Genomic DNA, 16,802 nt, shown 5'->3' with positions numbered 1-16,802 from the left:
AATCATGCAATTAACGCGAATCGCAGCCGCCGCGCTGCTGCTGGCCGCAGGCGGCCACGCCCTCGCGGGCACCGTCCAGAAGACCGCCACCGGCATCGACGTGCGTCCGGACGCCGGTCCGGCGAAGCTCGTGCGCCTCGAGGTGATGGCCGATAACATCGTCCACGTCGTCAAGCTGGACCAGGAAGGCAAGCAACTGACACCGTCGCTGATGACGGTCGCCAAACCGTGCAACAGCTGCGCGTTCACCGTCGCCGACGGCAAGGATGCCGTGACGCTGAAGGCACAAAAGATCTCGGCGCAGGTGTCGCTGAAGGATGGCCAGGTCCGTTTCTTCGACGCGGCCGGCAAGGCATTCCTGACGCAGGCGGCGGAAACCATCACGCCGATCCAGGTGGGCGGCAAGCCCTACCTCGCGATCAAGGAAGGCTTCAACTACGGCACGATGGATGCGTTCTACGGCCTGGGCCAGCACCAGAACGCGCAGATGAACTACAACGGCGAAGACGTCCTGCTGCAGCAGCACAACATGATCGCGTCGGTGCCGTTCGTCGTCTCGGACAAGAACTACGGCCTGCTGTGGGACCAGAACTCGATCACGCGCTTCGGCGATTCGAAGCCGTACGCGTGGCTGTCGCGCGACCTGAAGCTGACGGACGAGCAGGGCAAGCCGGGCGGCCTGACGGCGCGCTACTACATCGACGGCAAGCTCGCGCTGACCCGGCAAGAGAAGGATATCGCCTACCAGTTCCTGAAGGACGTCGAGGAGTTCTGGCCGAAGGAGCTCCCGTCGATGAAGGCGCTGGCCGGCAAGGACGTGAAAGTCGTGTGGGACGGCGCGATGGCGAGCCCGAAAGCGGGCGTGCACAAGATGCAGCTGTACGCGTCGGACTACGCGACGCTCACCGTCGACGGCAAGCAGGTCATGGACGTGTGGCGCCAGGGCTGGAACCCGTGGTACCACAACTTCGAGGTGAAGTTCGCGCCGAACAAACCCGTCAAGCTGCACCTGGAATGGAAGCCATCGGGCGGCATGATCGCGATGACGCACAACGATCCGCTGCCGGCACCGGAGCGGCATTCGCTGACGATGTCGTCGGAGATCGCCGAAGCCGTCAACTACTATGTGATCAGCGGCGACAGCATGGACAACGTCATCGGCGGCTACCGCACGCTGACGGGCCAGCAGCCGATGATGCCGAAGTGGGTGTACGGCTTCTGGCAGTCGCGCCAACGCTACGAGACGCAGCAGCAGCTGCTGGACACGGTGTCCGAGTACCGCAAGCGCGGCTGGCCGCTGGATAACATCGTGCAGGACTGGTTCTACTGGCCGGAAGACGGCTGGGGTTCGCACGACTTCGACAAGGTCCGCTTCCCGGATCCGAAGGGCATGGTCGACGAAGTGCACAAGCAGCACGCGCATATCATGATCTCCATCTGGGGCAAGTTCTACGCCAATACCGACAACTACAAGGAACTGGCGGCGAAGGGCCACATGTGGACGAAGAACGTCGAGGACGGCGCGCTGGACTGGGTCGGCAAGGGCTACAAGAACAGCCACTACGATCCGTACACCCAGGAAGCGCGCGACATCTACTATCGCCAGATGAAGGACAAGCTGGTGGCCAAGGGCTTCGACGCCTGGTGGATGGACAACACCGAGCCTGACGTGCTGTCGAATTCGCGCCTGGAAGACTTCAAGAAGCTGATCGGGCCGACCGTCTACGGTCCGGGCGAGATCACGTTCAACCCGTACAGCCTCGTGCACTCGGGCGGCATGATCGAAGGCCTGCGCCGCGACCAGCCGGACAAGCGCCAGTTCATCCTGTCGCGTTCGGGCTTCGCCGGCATCCAGCGCAACTCGGTCGCCGTGTGGAGCGGCGACACGGCCGGCCGCTGGAACAACCTGTACGACCAGATCGCATCGGGCGTGAACTTCTCGATGTCCGGCATCCCGAACTGGACGCACGACATCGGCGGCTATGCGCAGGAGAACCGCTTCCAGTACGGCGACGTGGGCTCCGCGCAGGAAAACCGCGCCACGACGGGCGGCCAGGCCAAGCCGGAAGACATGAAGGAATGGCGCGAGCTGAACCTGCGCTGGTTCCAGTTCGGCGCGTTCTCGCCGCTGTTCCGCTCGCACGGCGAAGTCGTGAAACGCGAGATCTACAACATCGCGGCCGGCGACGACGCGATGCGCGATTCGATGGTGGGCTACCTGAAGCTGCGCTACCGCCTGATGCCGTACATTTATTCGATGGCGGCCGACACGCACTACGCCAACGGCACCATGATGCGCGGCCTCGTGATGGACTTCCCGAAGGACGACAAGGTCAAGGATATCAAGGACCAGTACCTGTTCGGCCACGCGCTGATGGTGGCGCCGGTGACGTCGTACGGCGCGCGCGAGCGCACCGTCTACTTCCCGGCGGGCGCGGACTGGTATGACTTCGACACCGGCAAGCGCTACGCGGGCGGCACCAGCGCGAAGGTGGATGCTCCGCTGAACCGCATCCCCGTGTTCGTGCGCGCGGGCGCCGTGATCCCGACCGGTCCGGTCACGCAGTATGTCGACGAGAAGCCGGACGCACCGATCGTGCTGCAGGTCTATGCCGGTGCCAACGGCCAGGCGAGCCTGTACGAGGACGACGGCGTGACCAATGCGTACGAGCGCGGTGAGTTCAGCCGCATCCCGTTCAGCTACGACGACAAGACGGGCACCGTCACGATCGGTGCCCGCAGCGGCCAGTACAAGGGCATGCCGCAGACGCGCCAGATCAAGGTGCGCGTGCTGCGTGCCGGCGTGGCGACGAGCGCGGACATGGATGCGGCCGACAAGGCCGTGACCTATGACGGCAAGCCCGTCACCGTGAAGCTGTGACACGGGGACTCCCGTTTGCGCTGATGCTCGCGCTGGCCGGCTCGGCCAGTGCGGCATCGCCGCGCGCGACGCCGGTGGACGCGCAGGCGGACGCCCGCACGCGTGCGGAATACACGTGGCTCGTGCAGACCTGGGGCCGGCAGACCATCGCCGGCCAGCAGGACCTGACGTGGAACGACGGCGTCGACATGGCGCGCCGCGTGTTCGACGACACCGGCAGGTATCCGGCGCTGATGGGCTTCGACTTCATGAACACGTGGCAGGAGGGCGATGGTTCGCACCAGGTCGATGAAGCCATCGCCTGGGCGCGCCGCGGCGGCCTCGTGACGTTCTGCTGGCACTGGCGCGACCCGTCGGCGCGCGCGGGCACGCAGGGCAACTTCTATGCGCGCGAGCCGGATGCGCGCAAGAACACGGCGTTCACGATCCCCGTGCGCGATGGCCGGCTCGATACGTCCAGCCCCGCGGGCCGGCAGATCGACGCCGACATCGACCGCGTGGCCGTGGAACTCGGCAAGCTGCAGGCGGCCGGCGTGACGGTGCTGTGGCGGCCGTTGCACGAAGCGTCGGGCAGCAACGGCGACGGCTGGTTCTGGTGGGGCCGCAGGCGCGCAGACGGCGTGTCGAATGCCGAGGCCTACAAACTGCTGTACCGGCACATGTTCGACCGGCTCGTGCGCGAGCATGGCCTGCACAACCTGATCTGGGTGTGGAATGGCCAGGACGCGGGCTGGTATCCGGGCGACGACGTCGTCGACATCGCCGGTTACGACGTGTACGATGAGCGCGACCGCAAGACGTACCGGTCGCAGATCGACACCTACCGCCGCATGGCCGCCATCGGCCCCGCGACGAAACCCGTGGCCATGACCGAGAACAGCTACATTCCGGATCCCGACAACATGCGGCGCGACGGCGCGCGCTGGCTGTGGTTCCTGACGTGGAACGACGGCCGCGCGCCCGCCGGCACGTCCGACAAGGACAATTTCTGGACCGGCGATTATTACAACAACGCGGCGCACAAGACGAAGGTGTATCGCCACCCCGACGTGATCACCCTCGACGAGCTGCCCGCATTTCTGAAAGCTCCCCAATGAAACGACTGACCAAGACTTTCGTGCTCGCCGCGCTGCTGCATGCCGGCCTCGCGTGCGCGGCCGTGGCCGTGGCGCCCAGCGACAAGCACCTGCTGTACACGGGCCGCATCGACTTCGCCCAGCCGGACGCGCCCGTCATCACGTGGCCGAACACGGCCATCGCCGGCAACTTCACGGGCACCTCGCTGTCCGTCACGCTGGACGACGAGAAGGGCAAGAACTACTTCAACGTCTTCATCGACGGCGACACGGCCAGCCCGCTGATCATCGAGGCGGGCCAGGGTTCGAAGAAGTACGACGTGATCGCGGGACTCGCTCCGGGCAAGCACAGCTTCCTGATCACCAAGCGCACGGAAGGCGAGGAGGGCGCGACCGTGTTCCGCGGTCTCGAACTGGCGGACGGCGGCCAGATGCTGGCGCCGCCCGCCCGTCCCAAGCGCCGCATCGAATTCTTCGGCGATTCCATCACGAGCGGCATGGGCGACGAAGCCCCGCTGAACGGCCGCGACGACGTGGGCCGCGACAAGAACAGCTACCTGTCGTACGCGGGCATCACGGCGCGCGCCCTGAACGCGGAACTGCACCAGACGTCGCAGAGCGGCATCGGCGTGATGATCAGCTGGTTCCCGTTCACGATGCCGGACTTCTACGACCAGCTGAGCGCCGTCGGCAACAACGACACGCGCTGGGATTTCGCGCGCTGGACGCCGGACGTCGTCGTCATCAACCTGCTGCAGAACGACCGCTGGCTGATCGGCGACCGGCACCAGCTGCAGCCGGAACCGGACGACGCGGGCCGCATCGCCGCGTACGAGACGTTCGTCAAGCGCATCCGCCAGCTGTACCCGAAGGCCTACATCGTGTGCGCGCTGGGCAGCATGGACGCGACGAAGCCGGGATCGCAGTGGCCGGGCTATATCAAGTCGGCGGTGGAAGACATGCGCAAGGGCGGCGACCAGCGCATCGATACCGTGTTCTTTCCGTTCACCGGCTACGGGCAGCATCCGCGCCTGAAGCACCAGCGTGACAATGCGGGGATCCTGACGGCGTTCATCAAGAAGAAGATGAACTGGTGAAACGGTCGTTCCCGCGAAAGCGGGAACCCATGCTGACTGCGCGAAGTCGACTCTGTGTAGCCAACGAGGTCGAAATGAATAACGTAGTTAGCATACTCAGTATGGATTCCCGCTTGCGCGGGAATGACGATGCTATTGTGCGCGAAGGCGGGAACCCAGGTTCTGCTTGCGTCACGTCGGCACAAGAAAACTTGGGCCCCCACTTGCCCGGGGGCGACGTTAGTGGAGCCGCGGATGTCCCACGTCAGCGCTGGAGCGCTTGCAGCGCGGCCGCCACGTACACCAGCGGCGCGTTCCAGTTGATCGCGATCTCGTTGCTGGCGTAGCTGCAGCCATGGTCCAGGTACGACAGGGCCGGCTGCTTCGATGCGTACGACACGCCCTTGCAATCCTTGGCGTCCTGCTGGCCCGGGTTCGGACCGCCCGCGAGCCAGCCCGGGACCGGCGCCGCGATGCCGTCCGCTTCCGACGGGCGGTGGTGCGGATGCATGGTCGAGCGGGAGCCGAAGCCCGTCACATAGCTGATGCCGAGCGGATTGCGGCCCAGCGTGTAGTCGAGCGCCGACTGCGCCGCGTTCAGGTAGTCGGCCTTGTTCGTGAGGCGGTAGGCCTGCACGAGCATCATGGCCTGGTTCAGCAGCACGGCATTGCTGCCCCAGACAAAGTCGGACTTCGCCAGCGACAGCCGCGCCGGCGACGCCTGCCAGCGTGCCAGCAAGGTGTCGGCCGCCGCGAGGATCTGCTTGCGGGCGGCGTCCCCGTCCCGCGGATTCTTCAGGCGCGCGCCCTGCTGCGCGAGCGAGATCCAGCCGAGCGGGCGCACGTCCGACCAGCCGGGTTCCGTCTGCACGCCCGCCGCCGGCGCAAGGGCGCGTGCGCGGTACTCGTCCTTGCCGGTCGCGATGTACAGCTCGGCCGCGGCCCACGAGAATTCGTCGTCGACCTTCTCGTCGCCGTAGGTGCCCGTCTGGATGTCGGCCGGCTGGCGATACAGCACGGCCGGATGGTCGATCGCCCAGCGCCACGCGCGCTCCGCCGCGGCCAGGTAGCGCTGCGACCGGCCCGGCGCCTTGGCGTCGAACGGCGCCAGCACGCGGCTTGCCTTCGCCATCACGGCCGCGAAGTCGAGGGCCGCGGCCGTCGTCTTTTGCACGACGTAGCGCGGCGCCGTCGCGCGGTGCGGCATCACCATGCCGTCGAAGCTCTTGTTCGTCAGCTTGTGATAGACGCCGCCGTCGTCCGGGTCCTGCATCGTGATCATCCAGTCGAGGTTCCACTGCACCTCGTTCAACAGGTCGGGCACGCCGTTGCCGGACTCCGGCAAGTTGACGGCGAGCTTGTCGAACCAGGCCGGGAAGTGTTCGTACGCCGCCAGCAGCGTGTACGTGCTGATGCCGGAGTTGACGATGTATTTGTTATAGTCGCCCGCGTCGTACCAGCCTTTCGGGCTCGAGATCACGGTGCCCGCCGGGCGCCTGGGCGAGGCGGCCGATTCGTGCACGAGCACCTTGTCGTCCGGATGGCCCAGCGGTCGCGCGTACGGCCCCGCGACGCGCGCGTCCAGCGCGATGCTCGCGCGGTTCAGCGTGTAGGCCCGGATGGCGCCGGCGTCCAGCGCGCGATACGGTTCGGCGCCGATCGCGAAGACGGGCGAATCCGGCTGGCCCGCCACCGTCACGCGGTAGCTGCCGGCCGTGCGCAGGCCGGAAAAGTCGGCGATGCGCACGCGCTCGCCCGATGCGTCCCACGTCGCGGCCGGGCCCAGCGTCCCTTCGAACACGGCCTTGCCGCTGCTGGCGTCGACGACCTTGAAGCGCTCGTTCGCGCCGGCCGGCACGACGGCCAGCTTCTGTGCGGCCGGCAGGAAGCCGAGCTGGTTCACTTCGATGCCGGCCGCTGCGTGTGCGGTGCCCGTTGCGAGCAGGGCGGCAACGGCGAGGGCGGTGGGAAGGCGCGGGCGCGACGAATACATGCTGTCTCCTTGGATCTTATGGAATTGAAATCGATTTCATCCTACCCCGCCCGCGAAAGTAAAGTCAATCATCCAATCGCGCGGAACGCCCGTCAATACGGGCGCCGTTCATTTCGGCACGGTGCGCGACCGTCGCGCGGCGGGTCGGCGACGACGGCGCGCGGCACGGCGAGGACGGGCGCGGTCATCACGGCGGCAAGGAGGGCAACGGCGAGGCGTTTCCGCATGCGGATTTCCTTTCGTCGAGCGGATGTCGATCCATGCGATATTAAATCGTTCCCGGGCCCGTTGCCTGCTTCCGCCCATCCGGTCGATAATGCATTCATCGAACTAATTACGGAGACAGCCTTGAAACCATCCATCCTCCTGTGCGCACTGGCACTCGCCTTCGGCAGCGCCGGCGCCGCGCCGGCCGACCGCTTCGACGTCGCCGTCACCGTCGACGACCTGCCTTCGCACGGTTCCAAACCGGCCGACATCAGCCGCGCCGACATCGCGCGCTCGCACATCGCGACGTTCAGGGCGCACGGCGTGCCCGAGGCGTGGGGCTTCGTCAATGCCGTGGCCCTTGGCAGGGAGGCGGACAGCGCCGCCGCGCTGGACGTGTGGCGCAAGGCCGGCTACCCGCTCGGCAACCACGGCTACACCCACATGGGCCTGTCGCAGGCGGCGTCGCTGGACGCCTGGGAAGAAGACGTGCGCAAGAACGAACCCGTGCTGCAAAAATACATGGCCGGCAAGGACTGGCACGTGTTGCGCTACCCGTTCCTCGACGCGGGCGGCAAGGGCGCGCGCCACGACGATGCGCTGGCGTGGCTGAAGGCGCGCGGCTACCGCGTCGCGGACGTGACCCTCGGCTTCGACGACTGGGCGTACACGGAGACGTACGCGCGCTGCGTGGCGAAGGGCGACCAGGCCGCGATCGAGGGCATGAAGGCGAGCTACTACCGCCGCATCGACCAGCAACTGGCGCGCACGAAGGCGATGTCGCAGCGCGTGTACGGCCGCATGATCCCGCAGGTGCTGCTGACGCACATGGGCGCCTGGAGCGCGGCCACCCTGCCGGAAGTGATGAAGCGCCTGGACGCGGCCGGCGCGCATTACGTGACGCTGGACCAGGTGCAGTCCGACGCGGCCTACCGCACCCCGAGTCCGGGTGCCGGCAACGGCGCGATGATCGAGCGGCGCGCGCAGGATGCGGGCATCGACCTGGCAGGGCTGCCGGCCGTCGAACCGGTCGGCAATCTCGACGCCCTGTGCCGCTGATCCGACCGCCGGCACGTTGATTCGTGCGCGGGAACGGCCGAAAAAAAGGTATATCTGCAATGTAGACATTTTGGCATTCAGATTCGACCTTAGTTTCGGGGAGGCACATGGAATTCCAGCGCGCTGCGCCAGCAAGCGCCATGCAGGATGCGCTGCGCGCCGCCGGCGCCCAGGCGGCCCACATCGGCGACCTGTGGGACGGTACGCTGGCGCTCTGCACCTTCGTGTTCGTGGCCATCGTCGTCGCGACGATCATCGCCGTCTGGTGCGCGCCCGACGCGGACGCCGCCACCCGGCCCGACACGTCGTCCCTGGAAGGTCCCGAGCGGCGCATCTGGCACCGCATCGGCTGGGCCACCGCCGCGTGCATCGTGGGCCTGCTCGCGCTGCTGGCGGCCGATGCGTTCACGAGCCGCGCGCTGGCGCGGCTGCCCCTGCGCGATGCCGTCGACATCGAACTGGTCGGCCACCAGTGGTGGTGGGAAGCGCGCTACCGCGATGCGGACGGGGCCCGTGAATTCACGACGGCGAACGAGCTGACGATTCCCGTCGGCCGGCCCGTCATCGTCACGCTGCGCGCCGATGACGTGATCCATTCGCTGTGGATCCCGAACCTGGCGGGCAAGAAGGACATGATCCCGGGCCGCACGGCCACCCTGCGGCTGCGTGCCGACCGCGCCGGCACCTACCGCGGGCAGTGCGCCGAATTCTGCGGTCTCGAACATGCGCTGATGGCGCTGCTCGTGCACGCGGTGCCGTCCGACCAGTACGAGACCTGGGCCGCGCACCAGCGCCGGCCGGCGTCCGACCCGGCGGATGCCGCCGCGCGCCGCGGCCGCGACGTGTTCCTGAACGCGAATTGCGCGCGCTGCCACGCGATCGCGGGCACGCGGGCGCAGGGAAGCATCGCGCCGGACCTCACGCACCTCGCGTCGCGCCGGACCATCGGCGCCGGCATGTTCCCCAACAACCGCGGCCACCTCGCAGGCTGGATCAGCGATCCGCAGGCGCTCAAGCCGGGCGTGAACATGCCGGCCAACATCTTGCCCCCCGACGACCTGCAAGCCCTGCTGGCTTACCTGGAGACCCTCCGATGAAAGTATCCGATCCACGCTTCGTTCCGCCGGCCGACCCGGCCGCCGCCACGGCGCTGGAACGCACCTGGCGCGACCCGCCCGGACTGTACGGCTGGTTCGCCGCGATCAACCACAAGACGATCAGCAAGCGTTTCATGGTCACGACCATGATCTTCTTCCTGCTGGGTGGCGTGCTCGCGCTGCTGATCCGCCTGCAGCTGGCGCAGCCGAACGCCGGCATCGTCACACCGGAGATGTACAACCAGTTCTTCACGATGCACGGGTCGACGATGATGTTCCTGTTCGCCGTCCCCGTCATGCAGGCCGTCGCCACTTACCTCGTGCCGCTGATGATCGGCGCGCGCAGCCTCGCGTTCCCGCGCCTGAACGCCTACGCGTACTGGATCTTCACCATGGGCGGCATCATGCTGTACGCCGCCTTCTTCGCGGGGGCCGGGCCGGACGCCGGCTGGTTCGCGTACGTGCCGCTGTCCAGCCTGCGCTATTCGCCCGGCAAGGGCGTGGACTTCTGGGCCCAGATGATCACGTTCACGGAACTTTCCGGCCTGATGGAGGCGATCGTCATCATCGCGACCATCCTCAAGCTGCGCGCCCCCGGCATGAGCCTGAACCGCATGCCGCTGTACGTGTGGGCCATGCTCGTGACGTCGTTCATGGTGCTGTTCGCGCTGCCGGCCGTCATGCTGGCCAGTACCGCGCTGATCACCGACCGCCTCGTCGACACGCAGTTCTACAATCCCGAAAAGGGCGGCGATGCGCTGCTGTGGCAGCACCTGTTCTGGTTCTTCGGCCATCCCGAGGTCTACCTGATCTTCATTCCGCCGCTGGGCTTCATCTCCGCGATCGTCGCGACCTTCTCGCGCCGGCCCGTCGTCGGCTACCCGGCGATGGTGCTGGCGCTCGTGACGACCGCGTTCCTCGCGTTCGGCCTGTGGGTGCACCACATGTTCGCGACCAACCTGCCGGAGCTGGGCAAGACGTTTTTCACGGCGGCGAGCCTCGTCATCGCCGTGCCGACCGCGGTGCAGATCTTCTGCTGGATCGCCACGCTGGGCAGCGGCCGGGTTTACGTCAGGACGCCGCTGCTGTTCGTGCTGGCGTTCTTCTTCATCCTCGTCATGGGCGGGCTGACCGGACTGATGCTGGCATCCGTGCCGCTCGATACGCAACTGCACGACAGCTTCTTCGTCGTCGCGCACCTGCACTACGTGCTGCTGGGCGGCGCCGTCTTCCCGCTGTTCGGCGCGTTCTATTTCTGGTTCCCCAAGTTCACGGGACGCATGCTGGTCGAACGCCTGGGCCGCTGGAATTTCTGGCTGTTCTTCATCGGCTTCAACGTGTCCTTCTTCCCGATGCACCTGCTCGGCCTGTGGGGCATGCCGCGTCGCGTGTACACGTATCCGGCCGAGATGGGGTGGGGCGACCTGAACCTCCTGTCCAGCATCGGCGCCGCGACGATCGGCATCAGCATGCTGCTGTTCCTCGTGAACGTCGCGCACAGCCTGCGCAAAGGCCCGATGGCCGGCCCGGATCCCTGGGGGGCCGGCACGCTCGAATGGAGCGTCCCCTCGCCGCCGCCGATGGGGAATTTCGACGTCATCCCCGTGGTGCACGGACGCTATCCGCTGTGGCAGCCGCAGGTCGAACCGACGCACGTCAGCGGCATGTCGAACGACTGGCGCGAAGTCCTCGTCACGACCGTGACCGACGCCGAGCCGGACCACCGCCTGTGGATGCCGTCGTCGTCGATCTGGCCGTTCCTGTCGGCGGTGGCGACGACGATCCTGTTCGTCGGCTCCATCTATACGCCATGGGCCGTCGTCTGGGCCGCCGCGCCGGTGGCGATCGGCGCGACCCTGTGGTTCTGGCCCAGGCGCGCCGTGGTCGAGCAGCGCGTGCATTCGGAGTCCGCACCATGAGCGCGTCCAGCGAAAACCGCAAGTCGGGCAAGGAGGCGGTACAGCGCGGCGCGGCACTCGACGTGTCCAACTTCCCGACGTTCGCGTTCGGCACGCGCAGCCCGATGTGGTGGGGCACGATGGGCCTCGTCGCCGTCGAGAGCACCGTGTTCGCGCTGACGATCATGGCCTACTTCTACCTGCGCAGCCACGCCACCGTGTGGCCGATGAGCCGCTTCCCGCCCGACCTGCTCTGGGGGACCGTCAACACGGCGATCATGCTGGCGAGCCTGTGGCCGAACCAGAAGGCGAAACAGGCGGCCGAGCGACTCGACCTCGCGGGCGTGCGGCTGTGGCTGACCGTGTGCATGCTGGTGTCGGTCGGCTTCCTCACCGTGCGCGTGTTCGAGTTCGGCGCGCTGAACACGCGCTGGGACACCGATGCCTACGGCTCCGTCGTGTGGATGCTGCTCGGCCTGCACACGACGCACCTCATCACCGACGCCTACGATTCGCTCGTGCTGACGGTGCTGATGTTCACCGGGCCGCACGAAGGCAAGCGCTTCGTGGACGTCAGCGAAAACGCGGGCTACTGGTATTTCGTCGTCCTCAGCTGGCTGCCGATCTACGCGGTCATCTACTGGGGCGCACGTTTTTAGGGAGGGACGATGGGAAACTGGCCGGCACTGCTGCTCGCGCCCACGCTGGCGCTCACGAACCTGTCCATCACGTATGCGCTCGTGACGCCCGCGTGCACGCGCCAGTCGATGGTGGCGCCGAACGCCGTCACGGCCGTCGTGCTGGCCGTGTGCGTGTGGATGAGCTGGGCCGCGTGGCGCAACTGGAGAGAAGGGCGCAGCCTGGGACGCGAAGCCGCGCGCGACCGCGTGCCGGACCGGCCGCCGTTCGTCGCGCTCGTGGCCGCGCTGGTCGGCGCGCTGTCCTGCCTCGCCGTGCTGGCGCAATGGTTTCCGCAGTGGGTGCTGTCGCCATGCGCCGCCTGATCGCCTTACTGACTTTCGCACCGCTCGCGGCACGCGCCCACGACGTCCAGGCCGAGCTGGCGGCCGGCCCGGCGCTCGACTGGGGTGCGGAATGGTGGGTCGTGAGCTTGCTGGCGCTGTCGCTGCTGCTGTACGCGGCGGGCCTGAGACGTCTATGGCCCCGCGCGCAGGGGGCACGCCGCCAGCTGGCACGCCAGGCCGCGTGGTTCGGCGCGGGCTGGATCATGCTCGTGCTGGCGCTCGCGTCGCCGCTGGACGGCGCCGGCAGCCATGCGTTTTCCGCGCACATGGTGCAGCACGAGATCCTGATGATCGTGGCGGGGCCGCTGCTCGTGCTGGGCCGCCCGCTCGCGCTGTGGCTGTGGGCGTTCGGGCCCGGGGGACGGTTGCGCATCGCGGCCGCGACGCGCGGGCCCGCCGTGCGCGCCGCGTGGGGTGCGCTGACGGCGCCCGTGAATGCATGGCTGCTGCACTTCGCCGCGCTGTGGATGTGGCACGTGCCGGCGTGCTTCCAGCTGGCGCTGGCCGACAACGGCATGCACGCGCTGCAGCACACGAGCTTCCTCGCCACGGCGCTGCTGTTCTGGTGGGCCGTGCTGGGGCGCGAGGGTGGGCATCACGGCCGCGGGGGCGCCATCTTTTACCTGTTCACGACGATGATGCACACGGGCGCTCTCGGCGCCTTGTTCACCATGTCGGAGACGATCTGGTATCCGCTGTACGGCAACCGCGCGCAGCTGTTCGGTTTGACTCCGCTCGAAGACCAGCAGCTGGGTGGCCTCATCATGTGGATCCCGGGCGGCCTGGCCTACCTGGTCGCGGGCCTCGTGCTGTGCGCCCGCTGGCTGCGCACGGGTCCTGCGGAGGTGCGGCCATGACGGGGCGCACACTCGCCGTCCTGATGTGCGCGGCCGTGCTGGCCGGCTGCTCGAAGACGCCACCGAAGACGGAGCCGGTCACGGGCGGCGATCCGCGCCACGGCCGCGAACTGCTGGCACGGTACGGCTGCGCGAGCTGCCACAAGATCAAGGGGATCGCCCACGCGGACAGCCAGGTCGGCCCGCCCCTCGACGAGATCCGTGCGCGCGGTTATATTGCGGGCGTCATGCCGCACAACGCGGACAACCTGATGAAGTGGATCCAGCATCCGCGCCAGGTGGTCCCGAATACCGCGATGCCGGAGCTGGGCGTCACAGGTGCCGAGGCGCGCGACATGGCCGCTTATCTGTACAGCCAATAGGAGTCGAATGTTCGAACAGACGGAACAACAGGTGCGCGCCTGGGTGGAGTGGCTGCGCCTGCTGGTGGAAGCGCTGGGTGCGTGCGTGATCGCGGCCGGTGTCGTGATCGTCGTCGTGGGGCTCGTGCGCTACGCGTTGGCCCGGGGCGGCAGCTTCATTCCGATCCGGCTGGCGTTCGCGCGCTACCTCACGCTGGCGCTGGAACTGCAGCTGGCGGCCGACGTCCTGTCGACGTCCGTCGCGCCGACGTGGGACCGCATCGGCAAGCTTGCCGCCATCGCCGTGATCCGGACGGCGCTGAACTACTTCCTCAATCGCGAGATGAAGGAGGAAGCGGCCAGCGCGGAGCAGCCGCCGGCCTGACGCTTACGCGCCCAGCGTGAGCACCATCGCCTGTTCGAACGTCGTCCTGCCGGGCATCGGCACGGGCGCGCCCACGTCGACGAAACCCATGCGGCGATAGAGCCGCGCGGCCGCGCCGTCGCCGGCCGTCACGTCGAGCCGGACTTCCGCCGCCTTGCGTGCGCGGGCCCACGTGATGGCGGCGTCCAGCAGCGCGGCACCCACGCCGCGTCCGCGCGCCTCGGGCGCCACCCACACCTGGTAGATGCTGGCGTGCGCGCCTTCCATCTTGACCCATGCGAGGCCGACGGGCGTCCCGTCGACTTCCACCGCGAACGGCCAGCCCTGCAGGTGCGACCCGAGCGCGGGGGCGGCCAGGCGTGCGGCCCAGATGTCGTCCGTGCGTTGCGATTCCTCGGCAAAGGTGCTGCCGAATGCCTGGGGCGAGTCGGCCAGCGCGCGCAGGCGCAGGTCGCGGTAGATGGGCCAGTCGTCGGGGTGCAGGGTGCGGATGGCGGGCATGTCGGGGTCCGGAAAGAAAAGGGGAAGACGATCATAATGGAAAATCGCATGGGCAAGTGCGAAAAGCCTCGTTGTCACAGTCGGTGTTTGCGCGCAGGCGCGGGATCGGTTAGCATCCGCGGGATGACTTTCCTGAACGTTCCCTACGCAGAAAAAGACGAGGCCCGTGCCCTCGGCGCACGCTGGAATCCCGGCCGCAAGCGCTGGTATGTGCCCACGGGCGTCGCCCTCGAACCCTTCCAGAAATGGCTGAAGGAGGGCGCGCCCACTGGCCGCGCCGACTCGGCCGCGGCCAAGCGCATGGTCGGCGCCAACTACATCGAACTGGACCACGCCTGCAATCCGTTCGAGCCCTGCGCGGAGTGCGCGAAGGCGCTCGCGGGCACGCCCTGGGAGCAGGCGCGCGCGGCCCTCCTCAAGCGTTAAGGCTGCGCCAGCACGCCCAGTACCGCGAGGCTCATGGCCTGGGCAGCCGTCTTGATCGACGGCTCCGGCACGGGCTCACGACGCGATGCAAACCCGGTTGCGCCCGCCGTGCTTGGCGGCGTACAGCGCGCGGTCCGCCGATTGCACGAGCGTGTGCGCGTCCTCGCCGTGGGCCGGCCACAGTGCGATGCCGAACGACGCGGTCACCTGCGGCAGCGCGACCTCGCCGTGATGCAGGTCCAGCGCGGAGATGGTCTTGCGCAGCGTTTCGGCGCACGTGTGCGCGGCCGCCGCGTCGCATTCGGGCAGCACGAGCACCAGTTCCTCGCCGCCGTAGCGGCACGCGATGTCGCTGCGGCGCACGCCTTCGCGCAGGCAGCGCCCGACGGTGCGCAGGACCAGGTCGCCCGCTTCGTGGCCGTACGTGTCGTTCATGTGCTTGAAGTGGTCCAGGTCGATCATCACGACGGCCAGCGAAGCACGCATGCGCTCGGCGCGGAACAGTTCGCGCCGCAGCGCCTCGTCGAAATAGCGGCGGTTGTACAGGCCCGTCAGTTCGTCCACGGTGGACTGGCGCCGCAAGACCTCGCGCAGGTTGATGTTGCTGATGCCGATCGCAAGCTGCTCGCTGATGGTCGTGGCGGCCGCGAGCTCCACCGCGGTGTCCGGGCCCTGCGGCACGCTCACCGAGAGCAGGCCGAGGACCTCCCCCTGCGAAATCATCGGCACGCACAGGTCCGTGCGGCCGGGCGCGGGCGGGACGTCGCCCAAATGGGGACAGTGCATGTCGTCGCCCGTCTGGGCCGCATGGGCGTGGCCGAAGCGCAGGCCCCAGCACTGGTCCGGGCTGACGAGCTCGGGATGGTGGTCGCCGCCCCACGCCGCGGCGCGCTGCAGGTAGTCGCGCGAATTGCGGTACAGGTAGACGGTGCCGCTGCTGCCGGGCAGCACCTTGGGCAGGAAGGCCGGCAACACATTGTGCAATTCGTCCGTACGCGTCAGGCTGTCCATCGCCTGCAGCATCCGGGCGGTGACGGTGAGGCGTTCGCTGCGGGCCTGGCTCTGGCGCGCCTGGTCGGCCTGCGCGTCGGCGAGGCGGCGCGCGTGGTCGGCCGCTTCGGAGCCGGCATGCAGGCTGCGCGTGACGACGAACAGGCCGCTGCCGAGGATGAGCATGCTGGCGACGCCCGCGCAGATGCCGATCACCGTGTTGTAACCGAGCGCCGTGTCCAGCCGGTCGCGCAGCGCCAGGCGCTCGCGTTCGAGCGCGGCGGACCGCTCGCCGATCAGCAGCCGCAGCCTGTCCATGTGCGCCTTGCCGGAGCGGTTGCCGACGATGGCCGCGGCCTCGGCGAACCCGCCGTCGCGGCGCAGGCGAATCGTCGCGGCCAGCTCGTCCAGCTTGCGCTGCGCCAGCCGTTCGATCTCGTCCAGCGTCGCCTGCTCGCCGCGGCCGTCCGCCAGCGGCTTCAGGTCGCGCACGGCGGCAGGGATCGCGGCGGCGCTGGCGTTGTACGGATCGAGGAAGCCGGCATCGCCGGTGATGACGTAGCCGCGCTGGCCCGTCTCGGCGTCGGTCAGCAGGTCCAGCAGGCGGTCGTAGACGCGCTGCTTGTCCGCGGCGGTTTGCAGCGCGTCCATCGTGGTGTCGGCCGCGCGGCTGGCGAGGAACGGCAGCGTGGCCAGGCCAATGAGGATCGCGACGATGACGGCGGCCAGCCAGCGCAGCCCGTTACCCGACGATGTGCCGGGGCGCTTGGATGGAAGGGTGTCGGTAACCAGCACGGCCGCTCCTCGGTTGGCGTGCGGTGGCATCGTCGAGGCCGCACATCGCCGTCATTTTGCATCAATTTCTAGAACTTGTTCAAGTTTTAACCGATGGAAATGACGGTATTGATACGACATGCTGCTCAAAAACGCGCAAGGCGGGAACTAAAGTGTTGGATTTGCCGACGAAAAAACCTGCCTGTCCAAACTCCG

At 67.8% G+C, this 16,802-nt stretch carries 16 protein-coding genes; 12 read left to right on the top strand and 4 right to left on the bottom strand.

What is annotated here, in order from left to right; translation table 11 throughout:
* Positions 1-4: 4 nt before the first annotated feature.
* Genes ACEN98_RS32215 through ACEN98_RS32205 form a run of 3 tightly spaced genes read left to right on the top strand, consistent with a single transcriptional unit; the run spans position 5 to position 5,054 of the window.
* Positions 5-2,881, top strand: coding sequence for a TIM-barrel domain-containing protein (locus ACEN98_RS32215; protein ID WP_413388903.1), 2,877 nt, complete (start codon positions 5-7; stop codon positions 2,879-2,881).
* Positions 2,878-3,978 (top strand): glycosyl hydrolase, encoded by a 1,101-nt coding sequence (locus tag ACEN98_RS32210; protein ID WP_413388902.1) that lies wholly within the window; start codon positions 2,878-2,880, stop codon positions 3,976-3,978. Before ACEN98_RS32215 ends, ACEN98_RS32210 begins: the two co-directional genes overlap by 4 nt.
* Positions 3,975-5,054 carry an SGNH/GDSL hydrolase family protein gene (locus ACEN98_RS32205; protein ID WP_413388901.1) on the top strand — a complete coding sequence of 360 codons (1,080 nt, stop codon included), beginning with the start codon at positions 3,975-3,977 and terminating at the stop codon, positions 5,052-5,054. Before ACEN98_RS32210 ends, ACEN98_RS32205 begins: the two co-directional genes overlap by 4 nt.
* Positions 5,055-5,298: 244 nt before the next feature.
* Here the strand turns inward: ACEN98_RS32205 and ACEN98_RS32200 are convergent, their stop codons facing one another.
* Together ACEN98_RS32200 and ACEN98_RS32195 are read right to left on the bottom strand one after the other, a co-directional pair.
* Complete coding sequence (locus ACEN98_RS32200; protein ID WP_413388899.1) at positions 5,299-7,026, bottom strand: glycoside hydrolase family 9 protein; 1,728 nt, start codon at positions 7,024-7,026, stop codon at positions 5,299-5,301.
* Positions 7,027-7,118: 92 nt separating this feature from the next.
* Positions 7,119-7,253 carry a hypothetical protein gene (locus ACEN98_RS32195; RefSeq protein WP_413388898.1) on the bottom strand — a complete coding sequence of 45 codons (135 nt, stop codon included), beginning with the start codon at positions 7,251-7,253 and terminating at the stop codon, positions 7,119-7,121.
* Positions 7,254-7,374: 121 nt separating this feature from the next.
* On the opposite strand from ACEN98_RS32195, the gene ACEN98_RS32190 reads away from it, so the two are divergent.
* The 8 genes from ACEN98_RS32190 (at position 7,375) to ACEN98_RS32155 (ending at position 13,895) form a co-directional block, all read left to right on the top strand.
* Positions 7,375-8,292 (top strand): polysaccharide deacetylase family protein, encoded by a 918-nt coding sequence (locus ACEN98_RS32190; protein WP_413388897.1) that lies wholly within the window; start codon positions 7,375-7,377, stop codon positions 8,290-8,292.
* Between the two features lie 107 nt (positions 8,293-8,399).
* The gene (coxB, locus tag ACEN98_RS32185; RefSeq protein WP_413388896.1) at positions 8,400-9,389 is read left to right on the top strand and encodes a cytochrome c oxidase subunit II; all 990 of its coding nucleotides are present in this window, start codon (positions 8,400-8,402) and stop codon (positions 9,387-9,389) included.
* Positions 9,386-11,308 (top strand): cytochrome c oxidase subunit I, encoded by a 1,923-nt coding sequence (gene ctaD, locus ACEN98_RS32180; RefSeq protein ID WP_413388895.1) that lies wholly within the window; start codon positions 9,386-9,388, stop codon positions 11,306-11,308. Before coxB ends, ctaD begins: the two co-directional genes overlap by 4 nt.
* Positions 11,305-11,946 (top strand): cytochrome c oxidase subunit 3, encoded by a 642-nt coding sequence (locus ACEN98_RS32175; RefSeq protein ID WP_413388894.1) that lies wholly within the window; start codon positions 11,305-11,307, stop codon positions 11,944-11,946. Before ctaD ends, ACEN98_RS32175 begins: the two co-directional genes overlap by 4 nt.
* 9 nt (positions 11,947-11,955) lie before the next feature.
* Positions 11,956-12,291, top strand: a complete 336-nt coding sequence (locus tag ACEN98_RS32170; protein ID WP_413388893.1) for a hypothetical protein — start codon at positions 11,956-11,958, stop codon at positions 12,289-12,291.
* Complete coding sequence (locus ACEN98_RS32165; protein ID WP_413388892.1) at positions 12,279-13,169, top strand: cytochrome c oxidase assembly protein; 891 nt, start codon at positions 12,279-12,281, stop codon at positions 13,167-13,169. The genes ACEN98_RS32170 and ACEN98_RS32165 overlap by 13 nt, the downstream gene beginning before the upstream one ends.
* Positions 13,166-13,531, top strand: a complete 366-nt coding sequence (locus ACEN98_RS32160; protein ID WP_413388891.1) for a c-type cytochrome — start codon at positions 13,166-13,168, stop codon at positions 13,529-13,531. Before ACEN98_RS32165 ends, ACEN98_RS32160 begins: the two co-directional genes overlap by 4 nt.
* A 7-nt stretch (positions 13,532-13,538) precedes the next feature.
* Positions 13,539-13,895: a DUF1622 domain-containing protein gene (locus ACEN98_RS32155; RefSeq protein WP_413388890.1), complete on the top strand. Its 357-nt coding sequence runs from the start codon at positions 13,539-13,541 to the stop codon at positions 13,893-13,895.
* Positions 13,896-13,898: 3 nt separating this feature from the next.
* On the opposite strand, the gene ACEN98_RS32150 is transcribed toward ACEN98_RS32155, so the two are convergent.
* Positions 13,899-14,396, bottom strand: coding sequence for a GNAT family N-acetyltransferase (locus ACEN98_RS32150; RefSeq protein ID WP_413388889.1), 498 nt, complete (start codon positions 14,394-14,396; stop codon positions 13,899-13,901).
* A gap of 123 nt (positions 14,397-14,519) precedes the next feature.
* On the opposite strand from ACEN98_RS32150, the gene ACEN98_RS32145 reads away from it, so the two are divergent.
* A complete protein-coding gene (locus tag ACEN98_RS32145) occupies positions 14,520-14,822 on the top strand; it encodes a DUF5710 domain-containing protein (RefSeq protein WP_413388888.1) in 303 nt (100 codons plus the stop codon).
* Positions 14,823-14,897: 75 nt separating this feature from the next.
* On the opposite strand, the gene ACEN98_RS32140 is transcribed toward ACEN98_RS32145, so the two are convergent.
* Positions 14,898-16,607 (bottom strand): diguanylate cyclase, encoded by a 1,710-nt coding sequence (locus ACEN98_RS32140; protein ID WP_413388887.1) that lies wholly within the window; start codon positions 16,605-16,607, stop codon positions 14,898-14,900.
* Between the last annotated feature and the right edge of the window lie 195 nt (positions 16,608-16,802).

It is taken from the genome of Massilia sp. CT11-137 (genome assembly GCF_047302885.1).
Taxonomy (GTDB): domain Bacteria; phylum Pseudomonadota; class Gammaproteobacteria; order Burkholderiales; family Burkholderiaceae_D; genus Telluria; species Telluria orientalis.
This window is presented reverse-complemented; position numbering and strand designations above follow the sequence as displayed.